Here is a 16646-nt window from a genome sequence, read left to right as displayed (position 1 = left end):
GATCAAAGCGTGAAATATCAGGATGCGTGGCCGTCCGGGCTGCCCATCGGCGACGGATGGGTCGAACCGGCCGCCGAAGCCGACGTGATCTTCCCGTACGACGGCTCGGTGGTGATGCCCGCCCCCGTCGGGGACGTGAAGCTGGCCGCGCGGGCGGTCGAGGAAGCGCTCGCGGTCGCGCCCGCGATGGCGGCGCTGCCGTCGCACGCCCGCCGCCGCGCCCTCATGGCCGCCCACGACGCGCTGGCCGAGCGGCGCGAGGAGGTCGAGCGGCTGCTGGTGCTGGAGACCGGCAAGCCGCTCGTCGACTGCCGGGTCGAGGTGGCGCGCACCCTGGTCACGCTGGTCACGGCCGCCGAGGAGGTGGCCAGGCTGCACGGCGAGACCGTGCCGCTGGACCTGCTGCCCGCGGGGGAGGGCCTGATCGGGTTCTGGACGCGGCGGCCGATCGGGGTGGTGGTCGGCATCACCGGGTTCAACTACCCGCTGCTGCTGGCCGCCCACAAGATCGCGCCCGCGGTGGCCGCCGGGTGCCCGGTGATCGTCAAGCCCGCCCCGGCGACGCCGCTGGCCACGCTCTGGCTGGTGCACCTGCTGCGCGAGTCCGGCGCGCTGCCGCCGGCGGCGGTGCAGCTCGTCACCGGCGACGTCGAGGTGGGCCGGACGCTGGTCGAGGACCGGCGGATCGGCGCCGTCTCGTTCACCGGCTCGGCCGCGGCCGGGCACGCCATCGCCCGCAACGCCGCCCCCACGAAGGTGCTGCTCGAACTCGGCTCGAACGCCGCCCTCGTGGTGGCCGCCGACGCCGACCTGGAGGCCGCCGCCGACGCGGTGGTGCGCGGCGGCTACTACGCCTCCGGCCAGGCGTGCATCTCGGTGCAGCGGGTGCTCGTCGAGGAGCCGGTGGCGGCGCGGTTCCGGGAGCTGCTGGCCGCACGGATGAAGGACGTGGTGGTGGGCGACCCGCGGCTGCCCGAGACCCGGGTGGCGCCGCTCATCGACCCGGCCGCCTCCGACCGGGTGCTCGACTGGGTCGCCTCCTCCGGGGCCGAGGTGGTGACGGGCGGCGTGCGCGACGGCCGCGCCATCGCGCCCACGCTGCTGGCCGGCGTGCCCGACGGGGCCGCCGCCTGGGACGAGGAGATCTTCGGTCCCGTCGTGTGCGTGCGCCCGGTGCCCGACCTGGAGGCCGCCTTCGCCGCGGTCAACGCCTCCCGGTACGGGCTGCACGCCTCCGTGTTCACCCGCTCGCTGGCCACCGCGTTCGCCGCGATCGAGCGGATCGAGGCCGGGGGAGTGGTGGTCAACGAGGTGCCGGGCTTCCGCGCCGACAACATGCCGTACGGGGGCGTCAAGGACTCCGGCGTCGGCCGGGAGGGCCCCCGGTTCGCGATCGAGGAGCTCACCGTGACCCGGATGGCCATCATCCGCCCCTGAGGACGGATGACAGGCGTCCGGCGGGGACGGGTGGCTCCTGGTCCGCCGTCAGTTGGGCGGGTCGAAGCGGCCGTCCACCGCCGTCCAGCCTCCGTCGACGTACAGCACCGAGCCGGTGACGAAGCTGGCGGCGTCGCCGGCCAGGTAGACGACCGCGCCCGCCAGCTCCCCGGCGGTGGCCCAGCGGCCCAGCGCGCTCTTGGCCGCGTACGCCCCGTACCAGCCGGGGTCGTCCTTGATCTGCTTGGTGAGCGGCGTCTCCACCACGCCGGGCGCGATCGCGTTCACCCGCACCCCGTGCGGCCCGAACTCGGCCGCCGCGGTGCGCAGCAGCTGCACCAGCCCGGCCTTGGTGGCCGAGTAGACGCCCTGGCCGGGCTCGGTGACGGCGGCGCGGATGGAGGCGAAGCCGATGATGGACCCGCGGCCGCGCGCCACCATGCCCGCGCCGAACGCGCGGACCACCTCGAACGAGGCCTTCAGGTTGAGGTCGACGACCCGCTGGAACTCCTCGGCCGTGTAGTCCAGCAGCCGCTTGCGCACGTTGGTGGCCGCGGTGAACACCACCACGTCCGCCTCAAGCTCGGCGCCCGCGGCGTGCACGGCCGCGCCGTCCAGCACGTCGAGCGCCAGGGACGTGCCGCCGCAGCGGGACGCCGTCTCCTCGGCGGAGGGCAGGTCGCGGTCCGCGCACACCACCGTCGCGCCGTGCGCGGCCAGCGCCAGCGCCGCCTCCCTGCCGATGCCGCTGCCCGACCCGATGACCGCCGCACGCCGCCCGTCCAGGCGGAACAACCCCTCGTATGCCTTCATGGCAGCACCTTAGTCACTGGTCAGACCAGTGCACCAGGTGGTGTCGCGCCTCCCACTCCTCCCGGAGCAGCTCGTACTCGACCTCGCCCTGCTCCGCGCCGTCGATCGGGTCCTCCCAGTCCTCCCAGAAGGTGCGTACGTGCCGCAGCCCGCACTTCTCCATGACCCGGCGCGAACCCAGGTTCACCGCCATCGTCTGGGCGTAGACGCGGCGCGCGCCCAGCTCGGCGAACGCCCGCTCGATCAGCCGCAGCGACCCCTCGGTCGCGTACCCGCGTCCCCAGGACTCCCGGCGCAGCCGGTAACCCAGCTCCAGCTCGCCCTCGCCGCCCGGCCGCAGGTGGAACCAGCCGATGAAGGCGCCGGTGCGCCGCTCCTCGGCGGCGAAGAACCCCGACGCCATGAACCGGGGGAGCGTCTCGCGCACGATCGTCTCGCGCGGCGTCGGCCTGCCGCCGTTGAGGAAGCGCATGACGTCGCGGTCGTTGTGCAGGCGGACGAGCTCGCCGGCGTCGTCCGTCGTGAAGGGGCGCAGGATGAGGCGTTCCGTGTCCATCCGGCACACGGTAATCGCCGGTCCCGCGCCCCTCGACGGATTTTCGGCGCGGCGGCCTAGCCCTTCAGCTTGTGGCCCTGCCTGACGTACACCGGCTCCCCGATGGTCACCATCCGGTAGAGACGGTCGGCTATCGACATGGGGAGGCGCACACAGCCGTGGGAGCCGGGCCACGACGGCACCTTCCGGCCGCCGTGGATCGCCACCCCGCCCACGAAGTACAGCGAGTTGTACATCGAGCCCAGCGGGCCCGTCGTCCAGCCGGGCGCGCGCTTGTAGACGCGGAAGTCGCCGATCGGGGTGACGGCGACGCGGCAGCGGCCGCCCTGGCAGAACCGCACCCCGGCGCCCGTCGAGGTGTGCGAGATGAGCACCGGCCGGCCGCGGCGGTAGACGGTCAGGAGCTGGCGGCGCAGGTCGATCTCGACCCGGTTGGCCGACCCGGTCTTCACCAGCGGGCGAACCTTCCTGGGCCGGGTCAGCCTCCGCCACACGTCGGTGTCGACGATGTTCGCGGCCTGCATGCCCTGGCTCTTCCTGAACGCCCACACCGCGAAGCGGGTGTCCTTGTCGTAGCTGCCGGTCGCCTTGGTGAACAGGTAGCCCATCTGGCGCAGCCGCTGCTGGAGCCACCTGACGTCCTCGCCGCGGTCTCCGGGCCGCAGGTCGATCTCCTCGTCCTCGCCCCAGCCGTCGTCGGCCGCCGCCGGGGAGATGAAAGGGGTGGCCGTCGGGAGAGCGAGGCACAGGACGAGCGCGAGAATGCGGCAGGCGTTGATCACGGAGTTAACGTATCCCTTGTTAGGAAATGGTGATCCCGCCGGAGGGTCTCATTCTGTAAAGAGCAGGCCAGGACAAATTCGGACATTTTGGGCCGCCTTCTTTTTGGTTCCCTAGAATGGCGTTTTTTTGAACCGGTATTGCTGAGTGGCGAGATAGTCCTGCTTCGCGGCAAGGGTATGTTCGCGGCTGTCGCGAGGCGTTTCAGAGCCCGCTTCCAGATCGATGAACCATGAACGGAAACCATCGCCCATGAACATTGCAAGCCGTATCCGCTCCGGCAGGCGGGTCGCCGGTCTCGCGCTGGCGGCGGCCGCCGCCGGAGCGACGCTCCTCCCCGCGGCACAGGCCGTCGCCGGCACCGGCCAGGTGGCCGGTACCGCCGTCGTCGTGCACGAGAAGCCGATTCTCTGCAAGCACCGCAAGTGCGGGCACCGCTACAGGTGCCACAGCTGCGGGCACCGTCGCGGCTGCCACAACTGCGGGCACCGCCACCACGACGGCAACTGGTTCTTCAAGAACAAGGGTCACCACCACCACCGCGACCTCGACGATGACGTCGACGACGACGAGTTCGAGCACAAGGGCCGCCACCACGACGACGGGTTCAAGCACAAGGACCGCGACGGCGACTGGGGCAAGCGCAAGGGCGACGACGAGCGCGGCGAGTGGGACGGGCGCAAGGGCTACCAGGACCGCGGTGACTGGAAGCAGTACAACGAGGACCGCGGCGAGTGGGACAAGTACAAGGGCGACCGCGCCGAGTGGGACAAGTACAACGGCGACCGGAACCGCGGCGAGCGGGACACGTACAACGGCATCCAGGACCACGGTGACTGGGGCAAGTACAAGGGCGACCACGGCGAGTGGCAGAAGTACAACGGCGACCGCGGCGAGTGGGAGAAGTACGGCGACGGCGACCGCGCCGAGTGGGACACGTACAACGGTGACCACGCCCGCGGCGACTGGGGCAAGTACAAGGCTCCTCACAAGGAGAAGTGGGGTCACGGCTACTACGCCAAGAAGCACCACCACAACAACAAGTGGTGGGTGTGGCCGTTCGTCGAGAACGGCAGCGAGCCGTGGTGGCGCACCGACCGGAAGAAGAAGACCGCCTGAAAAAGCCGCTGGGGCTCGTCGCCCGTAGCGGAGGGGAATGAACCCGCCGCTCGTTTTCCGGCCCGGCCGCAGGCCGTGGCGAAAGTCCGGCAGGCGGATTCCCTTCGGTGATTCATCGTGCGGACGAAATGCCGCACCCGTTTCGACGGGTGCGGCATTTCGCGTTCCCCGGGGTTGACGGGCCGATCCGAAGAAGTCATCATGTGATGAAATAAGGGGTGGGCCATGCGCAGGACATCAGCCGCGATCGGCAGTGCGATCTTCTTCCTCGCCGCCCCGGGCGTCGTCGCGGGCCTGGGCCCCTGGTGGGTCTCCGGCTGGGAGCCGCGCTCGCCCCTGCCCGGCGCCTGGATGATCCCCCTCAGGGTGGCGGGCGTGCTGCTGCTCCTGGCCGGGGCGGCCGTCGTCGTGGACGCGTTCGTCCGGTTCGTCGCCGAGGGCTCCGGCACGCCGGCCCCGATCGCGGCGCCCGGGCGGCTGGTCGTCGGCGGCCTCTACCGCCACGTGCGCAACCCGATGTACGTGGGCGTCCTGGCGGCGATCCTGGGCCAGGCGCTGCTGTTCGGCGACGGCGGGCTGCTGGTGTACGCGGCGGTGGCCGGGGCGGCGATGGGCGCTTTCGCGCACTGGTACGAGGAGCCGCGCCTGCTCGGGAGGTTCGGCGCCGACTACGAGCGATACCGCCGCGCGGTGCCCGGGTGGTGGCCGCGCGTCCGGCCGTACCACCCCTGACGCCGGTCACTCCAGCGGGTGCCCCAGGCGCAGGATGCGCCGGTCGCCGCTCACGGTCACCTCGCTGACGGTCCACATGCGCTCGTCGACGACGGTGCCGTCCATGGTCATGTAACCCCCGACGACCAGCAACGGGCGGCCGCCGATGAAGAAGAGCTCGGCCCGCGCCTCGGTCTCGTCGCCGAACCCCAGGATGAAGTCGTCGTAGTCCAGAGGGGCGTCGAGGATCATGCCCGGCGCCAGGTGGGGGCGGGAAGTCTGGAACAGGTGCACGTTCACGGGGGTCAGCTACCCGGATTCCTGATGATCGTGCACGCTGTGGCGCTGATGTGCGTGAATGCGATGAAATGTCTCCATCCCGAAAGGTTGGAGTATCTGTGCCCCTGTTCGATCTGCCGCTTGAGCGACTCCGCGACTACCGCCCCGACCGTGACGAACCCGCCGACTTCGACGCGTTCTGGGCCCGCACGCTCGCCGAGGCCCGCGAGTTCGCGCTGGACGCGGAGTTCACCCCGTACGAGCTGCCGTTCGCCCACGTGGACGCGTTCGACGTCTCCTTCGCCGGGTGGGGCGGGCACCGGATCAACGGCTGGTTCCTCATCCCGCGCGGCGCCGGGGCCCCGCTGCCGTGCGTGATGCACTACATCGGCTACAGCGGCGGGCGCGGCTTCCCGCACGACCACCTGATGTGGCCGGCGGCCGGGTACGCGGTGTTCGTGATGGAGACCCGCGGCCACGGCGGCGCCAGCGTGCAGTCGCCCGGCGCCACCGGCGACCCGCACGGCGCGGCGGGCCCGCAGGCTCCCGGCATGATGACCCGCGGGATCATGGACCCGGACGACTACTACTACCGCCGGGTGTTCGCCGACGCGGTCAGGGCCGTCGACGCGGCGGCGGCCCACCCGTCCGTGGACGCGGGCCGGATCGTGGTGTCAGGCGGCAGCCAGGGCGGCGGCATCGCGCAGGCCACCGCCGCGCTGCACCCGTCGGTGGCGGCGGCGCTCGTGGACGTGCCGTTCCTGACGCACTTCCGCCGGGCCGTCGAGATCACCGACCGCGACCCGTACCAGGAACTGGTCCGGTTCCTCGCCACCCGGCGCGAGGCCGCCGACCAGGTGTTCCGGACGCTCTCGTACTTCGACGGGGTCAACTTCGCGGCTCGTGGCACGGTGCCGGCGCTGTATTCGGTGGCGCTGATGGACTTCGTCTGCCCGCCGTCGACGGTCTTCGCCGCCTACAACCACTGGCAGGGGCCGAAGGAGATCACGGTGTGGCCGTGGAACGGCCACGAGGGCGGGAGCGGCTACCAGCGCGAGGAGCAGCGCCGCCACCTGGCCGCGCTGTTCGCCTGACGCCCGCCTGGCACGCCGCCGATCCGGCACGTGGATCGTGCCGGACCCGGCGGCGTGCCGAGCTGCGGTGTCAGCCGGCGCGCTCGGTCACCAGGAAGGACACCGCCCCCTGGTCGTCGGCGCCGGCGTCGAGTGACTTGTCGTCCAGCACCGTCGCGGCCACCGGGTCGAGGTAGACGCGGGCGCCCTCCGACTCCACGACCGCGTCAGCCGGCTCGGGAGCCGTGGCCAGGGACAGGGTCAGCGAGCTGGCGTCGTCATCGCTGGAGGCGATGCGGATGCCGCCCTGCGCCGGCTCGGGCGCGCCCGCCGTGAGATTGCGGATCGCCTGGGCTGCATTAGCTGTCAGGGTGAGCACTACGGCTCCTCCTCGGATTCGACGTACATGAGTCGCCTGCCATTCCCCGGTCTGTCCGGGTCCTAACCTTTGTGGCCGGGACTTTTACCGGCGAACCGGCGTGGCGTGGCGGGCCGGGCCCGTCGGGCGCGCTTGGATGACTCTCCGTCAACGCACCATCACAGATCGTCGGGGGATTCAGCATGTCCGTTCCGCGCCCGTACCTCGCCCTGCTCCTGGCCGCCGTGACGGCCGTCACCGGCTGCAACAGCGGCCCCAGCACGTCCGCGGGGCTCGCCACGCCCGCCTCGCCCACCGCGGCCTCGCCGGGGACGGCCTCTCCCGCTCAGCCCTCCGACCAGGACCGGATCTGGCTCCGGGAGATCCATCAGGGCAACATGGCCGAGATCCAGGCGGGGGACCTGGCCCAGCACAAGAGCACCTCCGAGGCGGTCCAGAGGCTGGGCACGATGCTGGTCGAGGACCACACCAAGCTCGATCAGGAGGTCGTGAAGACCGCCGAGCAGCTCGGCGTCAGCCTGCCCAAGAACACCTCGGGCGAGCAGAAGAAGGTCATCGCCGGGCTCCGCGACGCCTCGCGCGCCGACTTCAACCAGGAGTTCCTGATCGCCATGCGCAAGGCGCACGAGAAGGCCATCACCGCCACGCAGACCGAGATCCAGAGCGGCACGTCGCCCCAGGTGAAGCAGCTGGCGGAGAAGGCGCTCCCGGCGCTGGAGATGCATCTCGACGAGATCGGCAAGATCCCCGGCGGGGAGGCGCCGGCGCCGGACAGCGGCGCCCCGGCCCCGGAGAACTCCTGAGGCGTCAACCCCGAATTACGCAAAACATCCCGGATGAGCGTGCGTTTGTGCAGGTATGGGGGTATTTGCCCGTCTTGAGCCACCTGTCGGTCCGGCGAAGCGGCCGTCAGAACGAACAATTCGGGGGAATCGTCGTGGCTATGCAGACAGAGATCCGGAGCCTTTTCGACTGCGATGTCATCGACTCCGATGGTCAGCGGGTCGGCAGGGTCGGCCAGGTCTACCTCAGCGACCGCACGGGGGACCCGGAGTGGGTCACGGTGCGCACCGGGATGTTCGGCATGAAGCAGAACTTCGTGCCGCTGACCGGTTCGCGCCGGTCCGGGAACGAACTGCGCGTCCCGTTCGTCAAGGAGATCATCAAGGGCGCGCCCAGCATCGACGTGGACGAACACCTGACCCTGGAGGAGGAGGCCGGGCTCTACCGCTACTACGGCATGCAGCCGTCCACCATCCCCAGCCAGCGCAAGCCCGAGGGCACGACCGGAACGACCACCGGAACGACCGGAACGTCCGGAACGACCGCCGGGATGACCGGAAAGGTCACCGGGCCCGCGCCCGAGCGGCGCGGCGCGCGGGGGACCGAGCGGGATGTCGACATGACCCGCTCCGAGGAGACGATGCACGTCGGCAAGGAGACGAGGGAGGCCGGCCACGTCCGGCTGCGCAAGTACGTGGACAGCGAGAACGTCCAGGAGAGCATCCCGCTGGAGCACGACGAGGTCGTGATCGAGCGCGAGCCGATCTCCGGCGGCCAGCCCTTGGAGGGGCGCGAGCTGGAGGAGGACGAGGAGTCCATCACCCTGTACGAGGAGCGCCCGGTCGTCGGCAAGGAGACCCGGCCCGTCGAGCGCGTGCGCCTGCACAAGGAGAGAGTCCGCAAGGACGAGACGGTGCAGGGGGAGGTCCGCAAGGAGCGCTTCGAGGTCGACCGGGACGGCGCGACGATCGACGAGCGCGACGAGCGCGACGACCGACGCGGGCGCTGACGCCCTCTTTCGCGCGGTTTTCAGGCGAGGGCGCACGGTCGCGCCCTCGCTTTCAGATGATGAAAGAACTCACATAGCGCAACGAAACCCCCGAATTCGGGCGGGCCTGATCCCGCTTGCGGGCTGTCACGACCCGTTACTCCGTGGTTGCTCTCTTACCCTCCCGCAGGGTAGCCGCGCCTGACCTTCGGGTTACATGGCGGACGGCTCGCCCGTGGCCCCCTTCCGCGGCCGAGATCCCCTTTCCGAGCACTACCGGAACGGTTTCGCGCGGTCTTCCACGCCGGCTGACCGGCGCGCCTGGAGGTTCCTGCGAGCCGCCCTGTGACCCACGAGGGCATTCCAACGCATTCGTTAAGTAGCAGTTGACAGCTTGACGGTAAATGGCAGGATCAGGGCGTGAACAAGTAGTTCAGGGTTTACAGAGCACTTCGCGGATGTCCTGAAAGGGGAGGTGACCAGCGAGATGAGCGTTACCCCCGACGGCGCCGCACCGACGTCACGGCCGACCGCGACCCAGAACCCGTTCGGTAGGAGCCCCGCCATGCACGTCCACCCCGATTACCGCCACCCCTACGACGGAGACCGGCAGCCGCCCAAGCCGCGTCTGGCCGTCTACGACCACCTGGAAGAGATCGCCGCACCCGAGCCGATCGAGCCTGACACCCAGGTCACCGAGCGGCTGTGGCAGATCCGGGAGATATCGAACAGGGCCATCGGCTCCATCGACGACCTGCTCAAGCGCACCGCCTGATCGCGAACCAATGAGGGGGGAGACCCGGCGAAGCGGCCGGCGACCCGCGGGGAATGTCTCGGCTCACCAAGGAGTGTCATGCAAGGTCACACGCGACTGGCGTCAGCAGTACGCGACGTCGGAGCACACCGCGCGCGGATGATCGCGGGCGTCGCGCGGCCCCAGAACGTCGACGAGGTACGCGCCGTGGTGCGGCGGGCAGCCGTCGAGGGGCGTCGTCTATATCCGCTGAGCACCGGGCGCAACTGGGGCATGGGCTCCGGCGTGCCGGCCAAGGACGAGAACGTGGTCGTCGACCTCAGCGCCATGAACCGCATCCGCAGCCTCGACCTGGAGAACGGCTTCGCCGTCATCGAGCCCGGAGTGACCCAGCGCCAGCTCGCCGAGGAGCTGCGCGACACCGACTGGATGCTCAACGTCACCTCCTCGTGCGCCGACACCTCCGTGGTCGGCAACGCGCTGGAGCGCGGCGACGGCTCGATCCGCTCCCGCGTGCACGACCTCGCCGGGCTCGAGGCCGTGCTCGCCGACGGCAGCCTCGTCAGCACCGGCGGGCTGGACCACTGGGGCCGCTACCGCGGCGCCGTCGCCGGTCCCGACCTGACCGGCGCCTTCGTCCAGCACAACCTCGGCATCATCACCGCGGGCGTCATCGCGCTGGTGCCCCGCCCGCAGGCCATCGGGCTGGTGCACGCCCGCATCCCGCGCGACCAGGCCGGCCGGGCCGTGGGCGCGGTGGGTTCGTTCCTGCGCAACGGCAACCCCGCCGACGGGCTGCTGCGGGTGCGCGAGCTGTCGCTGACGCCCAGCCGGGGCGGCTGGATGCTCCCGGACGGGGTGGACCCCGAACTGCTCACCATCGTCGGCCCGCTGCTCGGCAGCGGCGAGACCGTCCGCCTGGCCGAGGACCTGCTGCGCAAGCACCTGCTGGAGGTCGAGGGCGCCGAAGGGCTCCGCGTCCTGGACGCCGCGGCGGTGAGCCCCGACGACCCCCTCTACCCGCGGGCGCTCATGGCCCAGGGCATCCCCAACTGCCTGAGCGTGCACAACGCGCTCGGCGTCACCTCCTGCGACGACGTCGACGCCGGCCAGATCGGCTTCCTCGTGCTGCTGCCCAAGCTCCCGATGGACGAGATCTCCACCGAGAACCTCCTGACCGTGCTCCGCGCGGCCGTCGAGTGCAACGGCACCGCGGCGATGATGGAGTGGAACATGGTCAGCAGGAACCTCGCCAACGGCGTCATCCAGATCTTCTTCGACCGGGGCGTGGCGGACGCGCCGGCCCGCGCCCACCGCCTGCGCCAGGACGCCAACGGCCTGCTGCGCGGCTACGGCTGCCCCATCTACCGCTCCGACATCGACAACGCCGCCGCCGACGTCTACGCCCAGTCCTCGACGGCGACCCTGTCCATGCTCTACCGGCTCAAGGGCGCGCTGGACCCGTACGGACTGGTGTCGCCGGGACGCTACAGCGCCTGACGGCGGCGGGGACGGGAAGGCACGACCGCCGCCCGGCGCGCCGGGCGGCGGGAACGACATCCGGGCTCTCATGGAGGTGGCCACGTTGCGTCAGTCGCCAGTCGTCGAGACGGGCTCATACCCGGTCACGCGAAAGCCCGCACGCGGGCGCGGCACGCTGCTGCGGCTGGTAGGCGCCGGCGTCATGTTCACCGTCATGGCCGACACCACGGCCACCACGCTCGCCGTCGGCCTGATGCAGCACGGCGACGCCGGGAACGCCCTGCCGCTGAACGACCTGCTCTGGCTGACCAGCGCCGCGTTCGTGCCGATCGCGGCCCTGCTGGCCACCGCGGGACGCTGGGCCGACCTGTTCGGCCGCCGCCGCGTGCTGATCATCGGGCTCGTGGTGTTCGTCCTCGGCGGGCTCGCCACGCTCACCGTGCCCGACTGGCCGATGGTCCTCGCGGCCAGGGCCGTGCAGGGGGTCGGCGCCGCCGCCATGATCCCGGCCAGCCTCGCCGTGCTCCTCGGCGAGCTGCCCGAGCACCAGCGGCGCGGCGCCATCGCGCTGTGGAGCTCCGCGTCCGGCGTCGGCTGCCTGCTCATGCAGGCGGGCGGCGGCTGGCTGGCGGAAGGGTTCGGCTGGCGCGCGCTGTTCGCGCCGGTCGTCGTGGTCGGCATGCTCCTGCTGCTCGCCGCCACCTGGCTGCCGCCCGGCCTGCCCGCCGGCCGGAGCGGCGCCCGGACGCGGCCCGACATGCTCGGCGCGGTCCTGCTGGCCGCCTCGATCGGGGCCATCGTCCTGGCCATCTCCAAGGCGACCTCGTGGGGCGTGGTGTGCGCCTACCTGGCCGCCGGCGCGCTCGTCCTGCTGGTCCTGTCGCTCCTGCGGTCCCGCCGGCACCGGGTGCCCGCCGTCGACCTGACGCTCTGGCGGCGGCCCGGCTTCGCCTGGGGCTGGCTCGCGACCTGGGGATTCGGCGTGCTGTCGTACGGCCTGCTCGCGCTGCAGCCGCTCTACCTCCTGCACCTGGGCTTCCCCATGCTGGAGGTCGCGCTGTGGCTGACGCCCACCTCCGTCGCCGTGGCGGTGACCGCGTGGCTGGGCGGCAAGGTCGTGCGCAAGCTGGGCCCGTACGGGCTCATCTACGTCGGCGCCACCGCGTGCGGCGGCTCCTGTGTCGTGGCGCTGGCGCAGAGCGGTCCCACGCTGTGGGGGCTCGCGGCGAGCGTCGGCGTGGGCGTCGGGGTGGGGGCGCTCGCGCCCGGCACCTCCATGGCCACCACCCTGGCCGCCCAGCCGCACCAGTACGCCTCCGCGGTGGGCGCGGCCGTCATGTCCCGCATGGTCGGCGGCGCCGTCGGCGTGGCCACCGTGTCGGTCGTCATCGGCCATCCCTTCATGGTGGGCCCCATGGGCGGTCTGGCCAGCGCGCTGGCGGTGTGCGTGGCCGTCTCCGTGCTGGTCGGCACGCTCGCCCTGATCAAGATGCTGCGGATGCCGCACGCCACCGGCGAGGTCATGGTCCTGGTGCCCCGCAAGATGCTGCTGGAGCTGCGCATGCAGCTGGCCACGGTCGCCGCCGAAGCCGACGCGCTGCTGCCCCCGCAGCCCGCCGCCGACCCCGGCCACGCCGCGGTCCCGGCGGTACCGCCCCAGCTGGGGCGGGGCCAGGCCCACGCCATGAGGCCCGGCTCGCAACCCCGCGTGCACGGGGGCACGCGTCTCGCAAGAACACCAGAAGGGCTCTCATCATGGCAATGACGACATCCTGCGACGTAGCGATCGTCGGCGCCGGTCTCGGCGGCTGCTTCCTGGCCCTGTTACTGGGCCGCAGCGGCCGGAGCGTCGTCGTCGTGGAGCAGGGCACGGCCATCCCGGCCGCCGGCGCCGACTTCGTCAAACGCCCCGGCATGGCGGTCCTGGCCCGGCACGGGCTGGGGAGCCTGGTGGAACGGCACTCGCTCAAACGCGACATCGTCCGCTACTACCACGACGGCGAGCCGATCCAGGAATGCCGTTACCCCGACGGCTTCCTCATCCGCCCCTACCGCGAGCTGGTCGAGGTCATCTACTCGTCCTGCGCGATGGAGGGCGTCGAGTTCTGGTTCGACTCGCGGATCGAGAGCCTGGAGCGCGACGGCGACCGGGTGGCCCGGCTGGTCCTGGCCGACGGCCGCGAGCTGCGACCCGGCGTGGTCATCGCCGCCGACGGCACCCGCTCGATGATGCGCCAGGAGCTCGGCATCACCAAGGAGACCACCTCCTACCCGCACATGCTGCGGGTGGCCACCGTGCCGCTGACCGCCAGCGTCGCCCGGCTCAACCGGCTCTACTTCAACTCCGAGGGCTGGTTCAGCTACCTGTATCCGGTCAACGAGGAGCAGGCCCGGGTGTTCGTCGGCCTGCCGATCGAGGACGACGACGAGGTGTTCGGGCACGGCCTGCTCGTGGACGCGCTCAAGGAGTTCGTCACCGAGAACGACGACGCCTACGACGTCCTCGGCCCCGCGCACTGGCAGAAGATCCCGGTGGCGGCGATGCGGGTGCCGGTGTACCACAAGGGCAACGCCGCCCTGCTCGGCTCGGCCGCGTTCGCCTGCCACCCGATGACCGGCATGGGCATGAGCTACACCATGCACGACGCCGAGATCCTCGCCGGGATCATCTGCGCCGCCGAGGGAGACCCGGCCCTGCTGGAGAAGGGGCTGGAGACCGGGTACGAGCCGCGCAGGCACGCGCACGGCGAGCTGATCGACTACGGTGACGCGCTGTCAGGGACGTTCCACGACAAGGCGGCCTACCTGGAAGTGTTCCGCGAGGACCTGCACGTGTTCGGCGACACCGAGCCGATCGGCGACGGGTACGTCAGAGTGCTGCGCTGAGCACCGCCGAGCCGATCCGGTCCACGGTGGCGAAGTCGCCGATGCGGTTCTTCAGGATCCCGACGGCCAGCCCCGTCCGGGTGTCGGCGAAGGCCACCGTGCCGCCGCTGCCCGGCATGCCGAACACGGTGGGCGCGGCGAGCCCTGGGGTGAGCCCGATCGCGTAGCCCAGCCCCCACGCGGCCTCGACGCCGGTGACCTCGTCGAGGCCGCGCACCGCGGGCGCCGACAGCTCGCGCAGCCGCGCCGGCGGCACCAGCTCGTCCGTCAGAAGCGCGTCGTAGACGCGCGCCACCGCACGGGCGGTCATCGTGCCGCCGGCCGGGATCTCGGCCGTGAGCACGTCGCGCCGGTTGCTGAACCCGGCGTCCGGCATGGCCGCCATCGGCGCCGCCGTGTAGCCGCCGACCACCCGGAAGAACGGGATCCCGTTCCGCAGCGACGGCGGCGGCGTCACCGGCGGGGCGACCTCCTCGATCCGCGCCAGCCGGCCCAGCTCCGCCTCCGGCACGGCGAAGAACAGCTCGCCCGAGACGCCGAGCGGCCCGGCGACCTCCTCCTCCAGCACCTGCGAGATCCGCTTGCCCGTGGCCCTGCGCACCACCTCGCCCAGCAGGTAGCCGAAGGTCTGCGGGTGGTAGCCGCACCGGGTGCCCGGCTCCCACCACGGCTCGGCGTCCGCGACCGCCGCGCACATCAGGTCCCAGTCGCACAGGTCCTCCGGCGTGGTCGCCTCGGGCACACCGGGCACGCCGGCCTGGTGGGAGAGGGCGTGGCGGACCGTCGCCCGCTCCTTGCCGCGCGCGCCGAACTCCGGCCACAGCTCGGCGATCGGCGTGTCGTACGAGAACACCTTCCGCTCGGCCAGCACGTGCACCACGGCCGCGGTGACGCCCTTGCCGGTCGAGGTCGCGTACACGGGGGTGCTTGACGTGAACGGCCGCCCGGTCGCCGCGTCCGCCACCCCGGCCACCACGTCCGCCAGCAGCTCTCCCCGCCGGTAGACGGCCACCTGCAGCCCGCGCTCCGCGCCCGACGCCACCAGCTCGTCGGCGATGTCCTGCACGATCTTCTGCATGTCTGTCACCTTAACGCTGGTATGACCGCCCCGGTGGCAGGAAGCCATCGGCGGGCCGGCCCCGCCACGGAGGACGCGGCGTCATGGCGTCGTGAGCCCGGGCTTCGCGCCGTCCTGACGCGGTGGGCGGCCCGCCGCGGTGACCACCAGCTCCGCCCGCCCGGCCACCTCCGCCACCTCGAACCCGGCCGCGCCGAGGATCGTGCGTAACGCGAGCCGGACGGCCGTGCGGATGGTGTCGTGACGGGAGGGGTCACCGGACGGGACGCTCCAGCGCACCACCACGCCGCGCTCCGGGTCGCACCACACGCTGAGCCCGCCGTCGCTCGGCTTGCGGGACGGCGCCACGGCGAATCCGGCGTCTCTGAGCTCCTGGCACACCAGGCGTTCCAGCTCGGGATCCGCCACGTTCATGTCAACTCGCTGCCCATGACCGCCCGCCGCGAACCTACCCTCAGGTGCGAGCGCCGTACCTCCCGTACGATGGCGGGCGTGCGCGTGGGGGAAGCCGTGGACACGGCGCGCCGGTGGGTGCGCGACGAGGGCGCCCGCCTGCCCGGGTTCGGCGGCGCGTTCCTGACCGGCTCGGCGCTGTGGGCGCCGCCCGGCTCCGCGCTGCCGCCGCACTCCGACGTGGACGTGATGGTGGTGCTCGACGAGCCCGCCGGGCACGGGCGCAAGGTCCGGTACGGGGGAGCGCTCCTGGACGTGTCGTTCCTGCCCGCCACCCGGGTGGAGTCGGCCGAGGCCGTGCTGCGCGACTACCACCTGGCCGGCGCCTTCCACCGGCCCGGCGTGCTGGCCGACCCCACCGGGCGGCTGTCGGACCTAGGCCGTGAGGTGTCCCGCCGGTTCGCCGGGCGGCGCTGGGTGCTGGCCCGCTGTGACCACGCCCTGGAGACGGTCCGCGCCCGGCTGGCCGGCGCCGGCTCGCCGGGGCCGCTGCCCGACCAGGTGAACGCGTGGCTGTTCGGCACCGGCGTGACGGCGCACGTCCTGCTGGTCGCCGGGCTGCGCAACCCGACCGTCCGCCGCCGGTACGCGGCCACCCGCGAGCTGCTCGCCGGCCGCGGCCTCGGCGACCGCCACGAGCACCTCCTCGACCTGCTCGGCTGCGCCACCATGACCCCGGGCCGGGTCCGGCGCCATCTGGACGGGCTGGAGCGGCTCTTCGACACGGCCGCGCGGGTGGACGCCCCCGGCTACCGCTTCGACTCCGACATCACCCCCGCCGCCCGGCCGATCGCCGTCGGCGGCAGCCGCGCCCTCATCGACGCCGGCCTGCACCGGGAGGCGGTCTTCTGGCTGGCGGCCACCTACGCGCGCTGCCTGCTCAAGCTCGCCGCGGCCGGTCGGCCGGCCCCCGAGGACGCCCTCCTCGAACTCCTCTCCGACCTGGGCGCGGACACCCCCGCCGCCCGCCAGGCCCGCGCCGCCACCGTCCTGGCGTACCTTCCGTCCCTCCGGCGCACGGCCGGACACCTGGCCCCGCCCGCCTGACCACGCGCGCACTCCCCGCGGCGCCCTG

The 16646-nt window shown here is 72.1% G+C and carries 19 protein-coding genes; 11 read left to right on the top strand and 8 right to left on the bottom strand.

Annotation, left to right across the window (positions count from 1 at the left end):
- The first annotated feature begins 9 nt into the window (after positions 1-9).
- The gene (locus FR742_RS18640; RefSeq protein ID WP_222708970.1) at positions 10-1437 is read left to right on the top strand and encodes an aldehyde dehydrogenase family protein; all 1428 of its coding nucleotides are present in this window, start codon (positions 10-12) and stop codon (positions 1435-1437) included.
- A 48-nt stretch (positions 1438-1485) separates the two neighbouring features.
- Here FR742_RS18640 and FR742_RS18635 read toward each other — a convergent pair whose 3' ends face one another.
- From FR742_RS18635 to FR742_RS44625, 4 genes are all read right to left on the bottom strand, one after another.
- Positions 1486-2250 (bottom strand): SDR family NAD(P)-dependent oxidoreductase, encoded by a 765-nt coding sequence (locus FR742_RS18635; RefSeq protein ID WP_148032121.1) that lies wholly within the window; start codon positions 2248-2250, stop codon positions 1486-1488.
- A gap of 13 nt (positions 2251-2263) precedes the next feature.
- Positions 2264-2806, bottom strand: a complete 543-nt coding sequence (locus FR742_RS18630; RefSeq protein ID WP_148032120.1) for a GNAT family N-acetyltransferase — start codon at positions 2804-2806, stop codon at positions 2264-2266.
- 56 nt (positions 2807-2862) lie between these two features.
- Positions 2863-3588 carry a L,D-transpeptidase family protein gene (locus FR742_RS18625; protein ID WP_148032119.1) on the bottom strand — a complete coding sequence of 242 codons (726 nt, stop codon included), beginning with the start codon at positions 3586-3588 and terminating at the stop codon, positions 2863-2865.
- Positions 3589-3699: 111 nt separating this feature from the next.
- The gene (locus FR742_RS44625; RefSeq protein WP_187281204.1) at positions 3700-3840 is read right to left on the bottom strand and encodes a hypothetical protein; all 141 of its coding nucleotides are present in this window, start codon (positions 3838-3840) and stop codon (positions 3700-3702) included.
- On the opposite strand from FR742_RS44625, the gene FR742_RS44620 reads away from it, so the two are divergent.
- Together FR742_RS44620 and FR742_RS18615 are read left to right on the top strand one after the other, a co-directional pair.
- Complete coding sequence (locus tag FR742_RS44620) at positions 3839-4705, top strand: hypothetical protein (protein WP_187281203.1); 867 nt, start codon at positions 3839-3841, stop codon at positions 4703-4705. The genes FR742_RS44625 and FR742_RS44620 overlap by 2 nt on opposite strands.
- 225 nt (positions 4706-4930) lie before the next feature.
- The gene (locus tag FR742_RS18615) at positions 4931-5437 is read left to right on the top strand and encodes an isoprenylcysteine carboxylmethyltransferase family protein (RefSeq protein WP_148032118.1); all 507 of its coding nucleotides are present in this window, start codon (positions 4931-4933) and stop codon (positions 5435-5437) included.
- Between the two features lie 6 nt (positions 5438-5443).
- On the opposite strand, the gene FR742_RS18610 is transcribed toward FR742_RS18615, so the two are convergent.
- The gene (locus FR742_RS18610; protein WP_148032117.1) at positions 5444-5716 is read right to left on the bottom strand and encodes a hypothetical protein; all 273 of its coding nucleotides are present in this window, start codon (positions 5714-5716) and stop codon (positions 5444-5446) included.
- 98 nt (positions 5717-5814) lie between these two features.
- On the opposite strand from FR742_RS18610, the gene FR742_RS18605 reads away from it, so the two are divergent.
- Positions 5815-6789: an acetylxylan esterase gene (locus tag FR742_RS18605; RefSeq protein ID WP_148032116.1), complete on the top strand. Its 975-nt coding sequence runs from the start codon at positions 5815-5817 to the stop codon at positions 6787-6789.
- Between the two features lie 70 nt (positions 6790-6859).
- On the opposite strand, the gene FR742_RS18600 is transcribed toward FR742_RS18605, so the two are convergent.
- Positions 6860-7147 (bottom strand): iron-sulfur cluster biosynthesis family protein, encoded by a 288-nt coding sequence (locus tag FR742_RS18600; protein WP_148032115.1) that lies wholly within the window; start codon positions 7145-7147, stop codon positions 6860-6862.
- Between the two features lie 182 nt (positions 7148-7329).
- Here FR742_RS18600 and FR742_RS18590 point away from each other — a divergent pair, with 182 nt between their 5' ends.
- The 6 genes from FR742_RS18590 to FR742_RS18565 all read left to right on the top strand — a co-directional run bounded on the left by FR742_RS18590 (position 7330) and on the right by FR742_RS18565 (position 14040).
- Positions 7330-7950, top strand: coding sequence for a DUF4142 domain-containing protein (locus tag FR742_RS18590; RefSeq protein ID WP_187281202.1), 621 nt, complete (start codon positions 7330-7332; stop codon positions 7948-7950).
- 140 nt (positions 7951-8090) lie between these two features.
- On the top strand, positions 8091-8939 hold the full coding sequence (locus FR742_RS18585) for a DUF2382 domain-containing protein (protein WP_148032112.1): 849 nt from the start codon (positions 8091-8093) through the stop codon (positions 8937-8939).
- Positions 8940-9405: 466 nt separating this feature from the next.
- Positions 9406-9693, top strand: a complete 288-nt coding sequence (locus tag FR742_RS18580; protein ID WP_148032111.1) for a hypothetical protein — start codon at positions 9406-9408, stop codon at positions 9691-9693.
- A gap of 78 nt (positions 9694-9771) precedes the next feature.
- On the top strand, positions 9772-11172 hold the full coding sequence (locus FR742_RS18575; protein WP_148032110.1) for an FAD-binding oxidoreductase: 1401 nt from the start codon (positions 9772-9774) through the stop codon (positions 11170-11172).
- A gap of 85 nt (positions 11173-11257) precedes the next feature.
- On the top strand, positions 11258-12919 hold the full coding sequence (locus FR742_RS18570; RefSeq protein ID WP_187281201.1) for an MFS transporter: 1662 nt from the start codon (positions 11258-11260) through the stop codon (positions 12917-12919).
- The gene (locus tag FR742_RS18565; protein ID WP_187281200.1) at positions 12916-14040 is read left to right on the top strand and encodes an FAD-dependent monooxygenase; all 1125 of its coding nucleotides are present in this window, start codon (positions 12916-12918) and stop codon (positions 14038-14040) included. Before FR742_RS18570 ends, FR742_RS18565 begins: the two co-directional genes overlap by 4 nt.
- Here the strand turns inward: FR742_RS18565 and FR742_RS18560 are convergent.
- Together FR742_RS18560 and FR742_RS18555 are read right to left on the bottom strand one after the other, a co-directional pair.
- Positions 14024-15118 (bottom strand): serine hydrolase domain-containing protein, encoded by a 1095-nt coding sequence (locus FR742_RS18560; RefSeq protein WP_261808614.1) that lies wholly within the window; start codon positions 15116-15118, stop codon positions 14024-14026. The genes FR742_RS18565 and FR742_RS18560 overlap by 17 nt on opposite strands.
- A gap of 81 nt (positions 15119-15199) precedes the next feature.
- A complete protein-coding gene (locus tag FR742_RS18555; protein WP_148032106.1) occupies positions 15200-15532 on the bottom strand; it encodes a hypothetical protein in 333 nt (110 codons plus the stop codon).
- 78 nt (positions 15533-15610) lie between these two features.
- On the opposite strand from FR742_RS18555, the gene FR742_RS18550 reads away from it, so the two are divergent.
- On the top strand, positions 15611-16618 hold the full coding sequence (locus tag FR742_RS18550) for a hypothetical protein (protein ID WP_148032105.1): 1008 nt from the start codon (positions 15611-15613) through the stop codon (positions 16616-16618).
- Positions 16619-16646: the final 28 nt, after the last annotated feature.

Source organism: Nonomuraea sp. C10 (assembly GCF_008017515.1).
Classification (GTDB): Bacteria; Actinomycetota; Actinomycetes; order Streptosporangiales; family Streptosporangiaceae; genus Nonomuraea; species Nonomuraea ferruginea.
The sequence above is the reverse complement of the archived record's forward strand: the minus strand, read 5'-3'. Positions and strand labels throughout refer to the sequence as shown.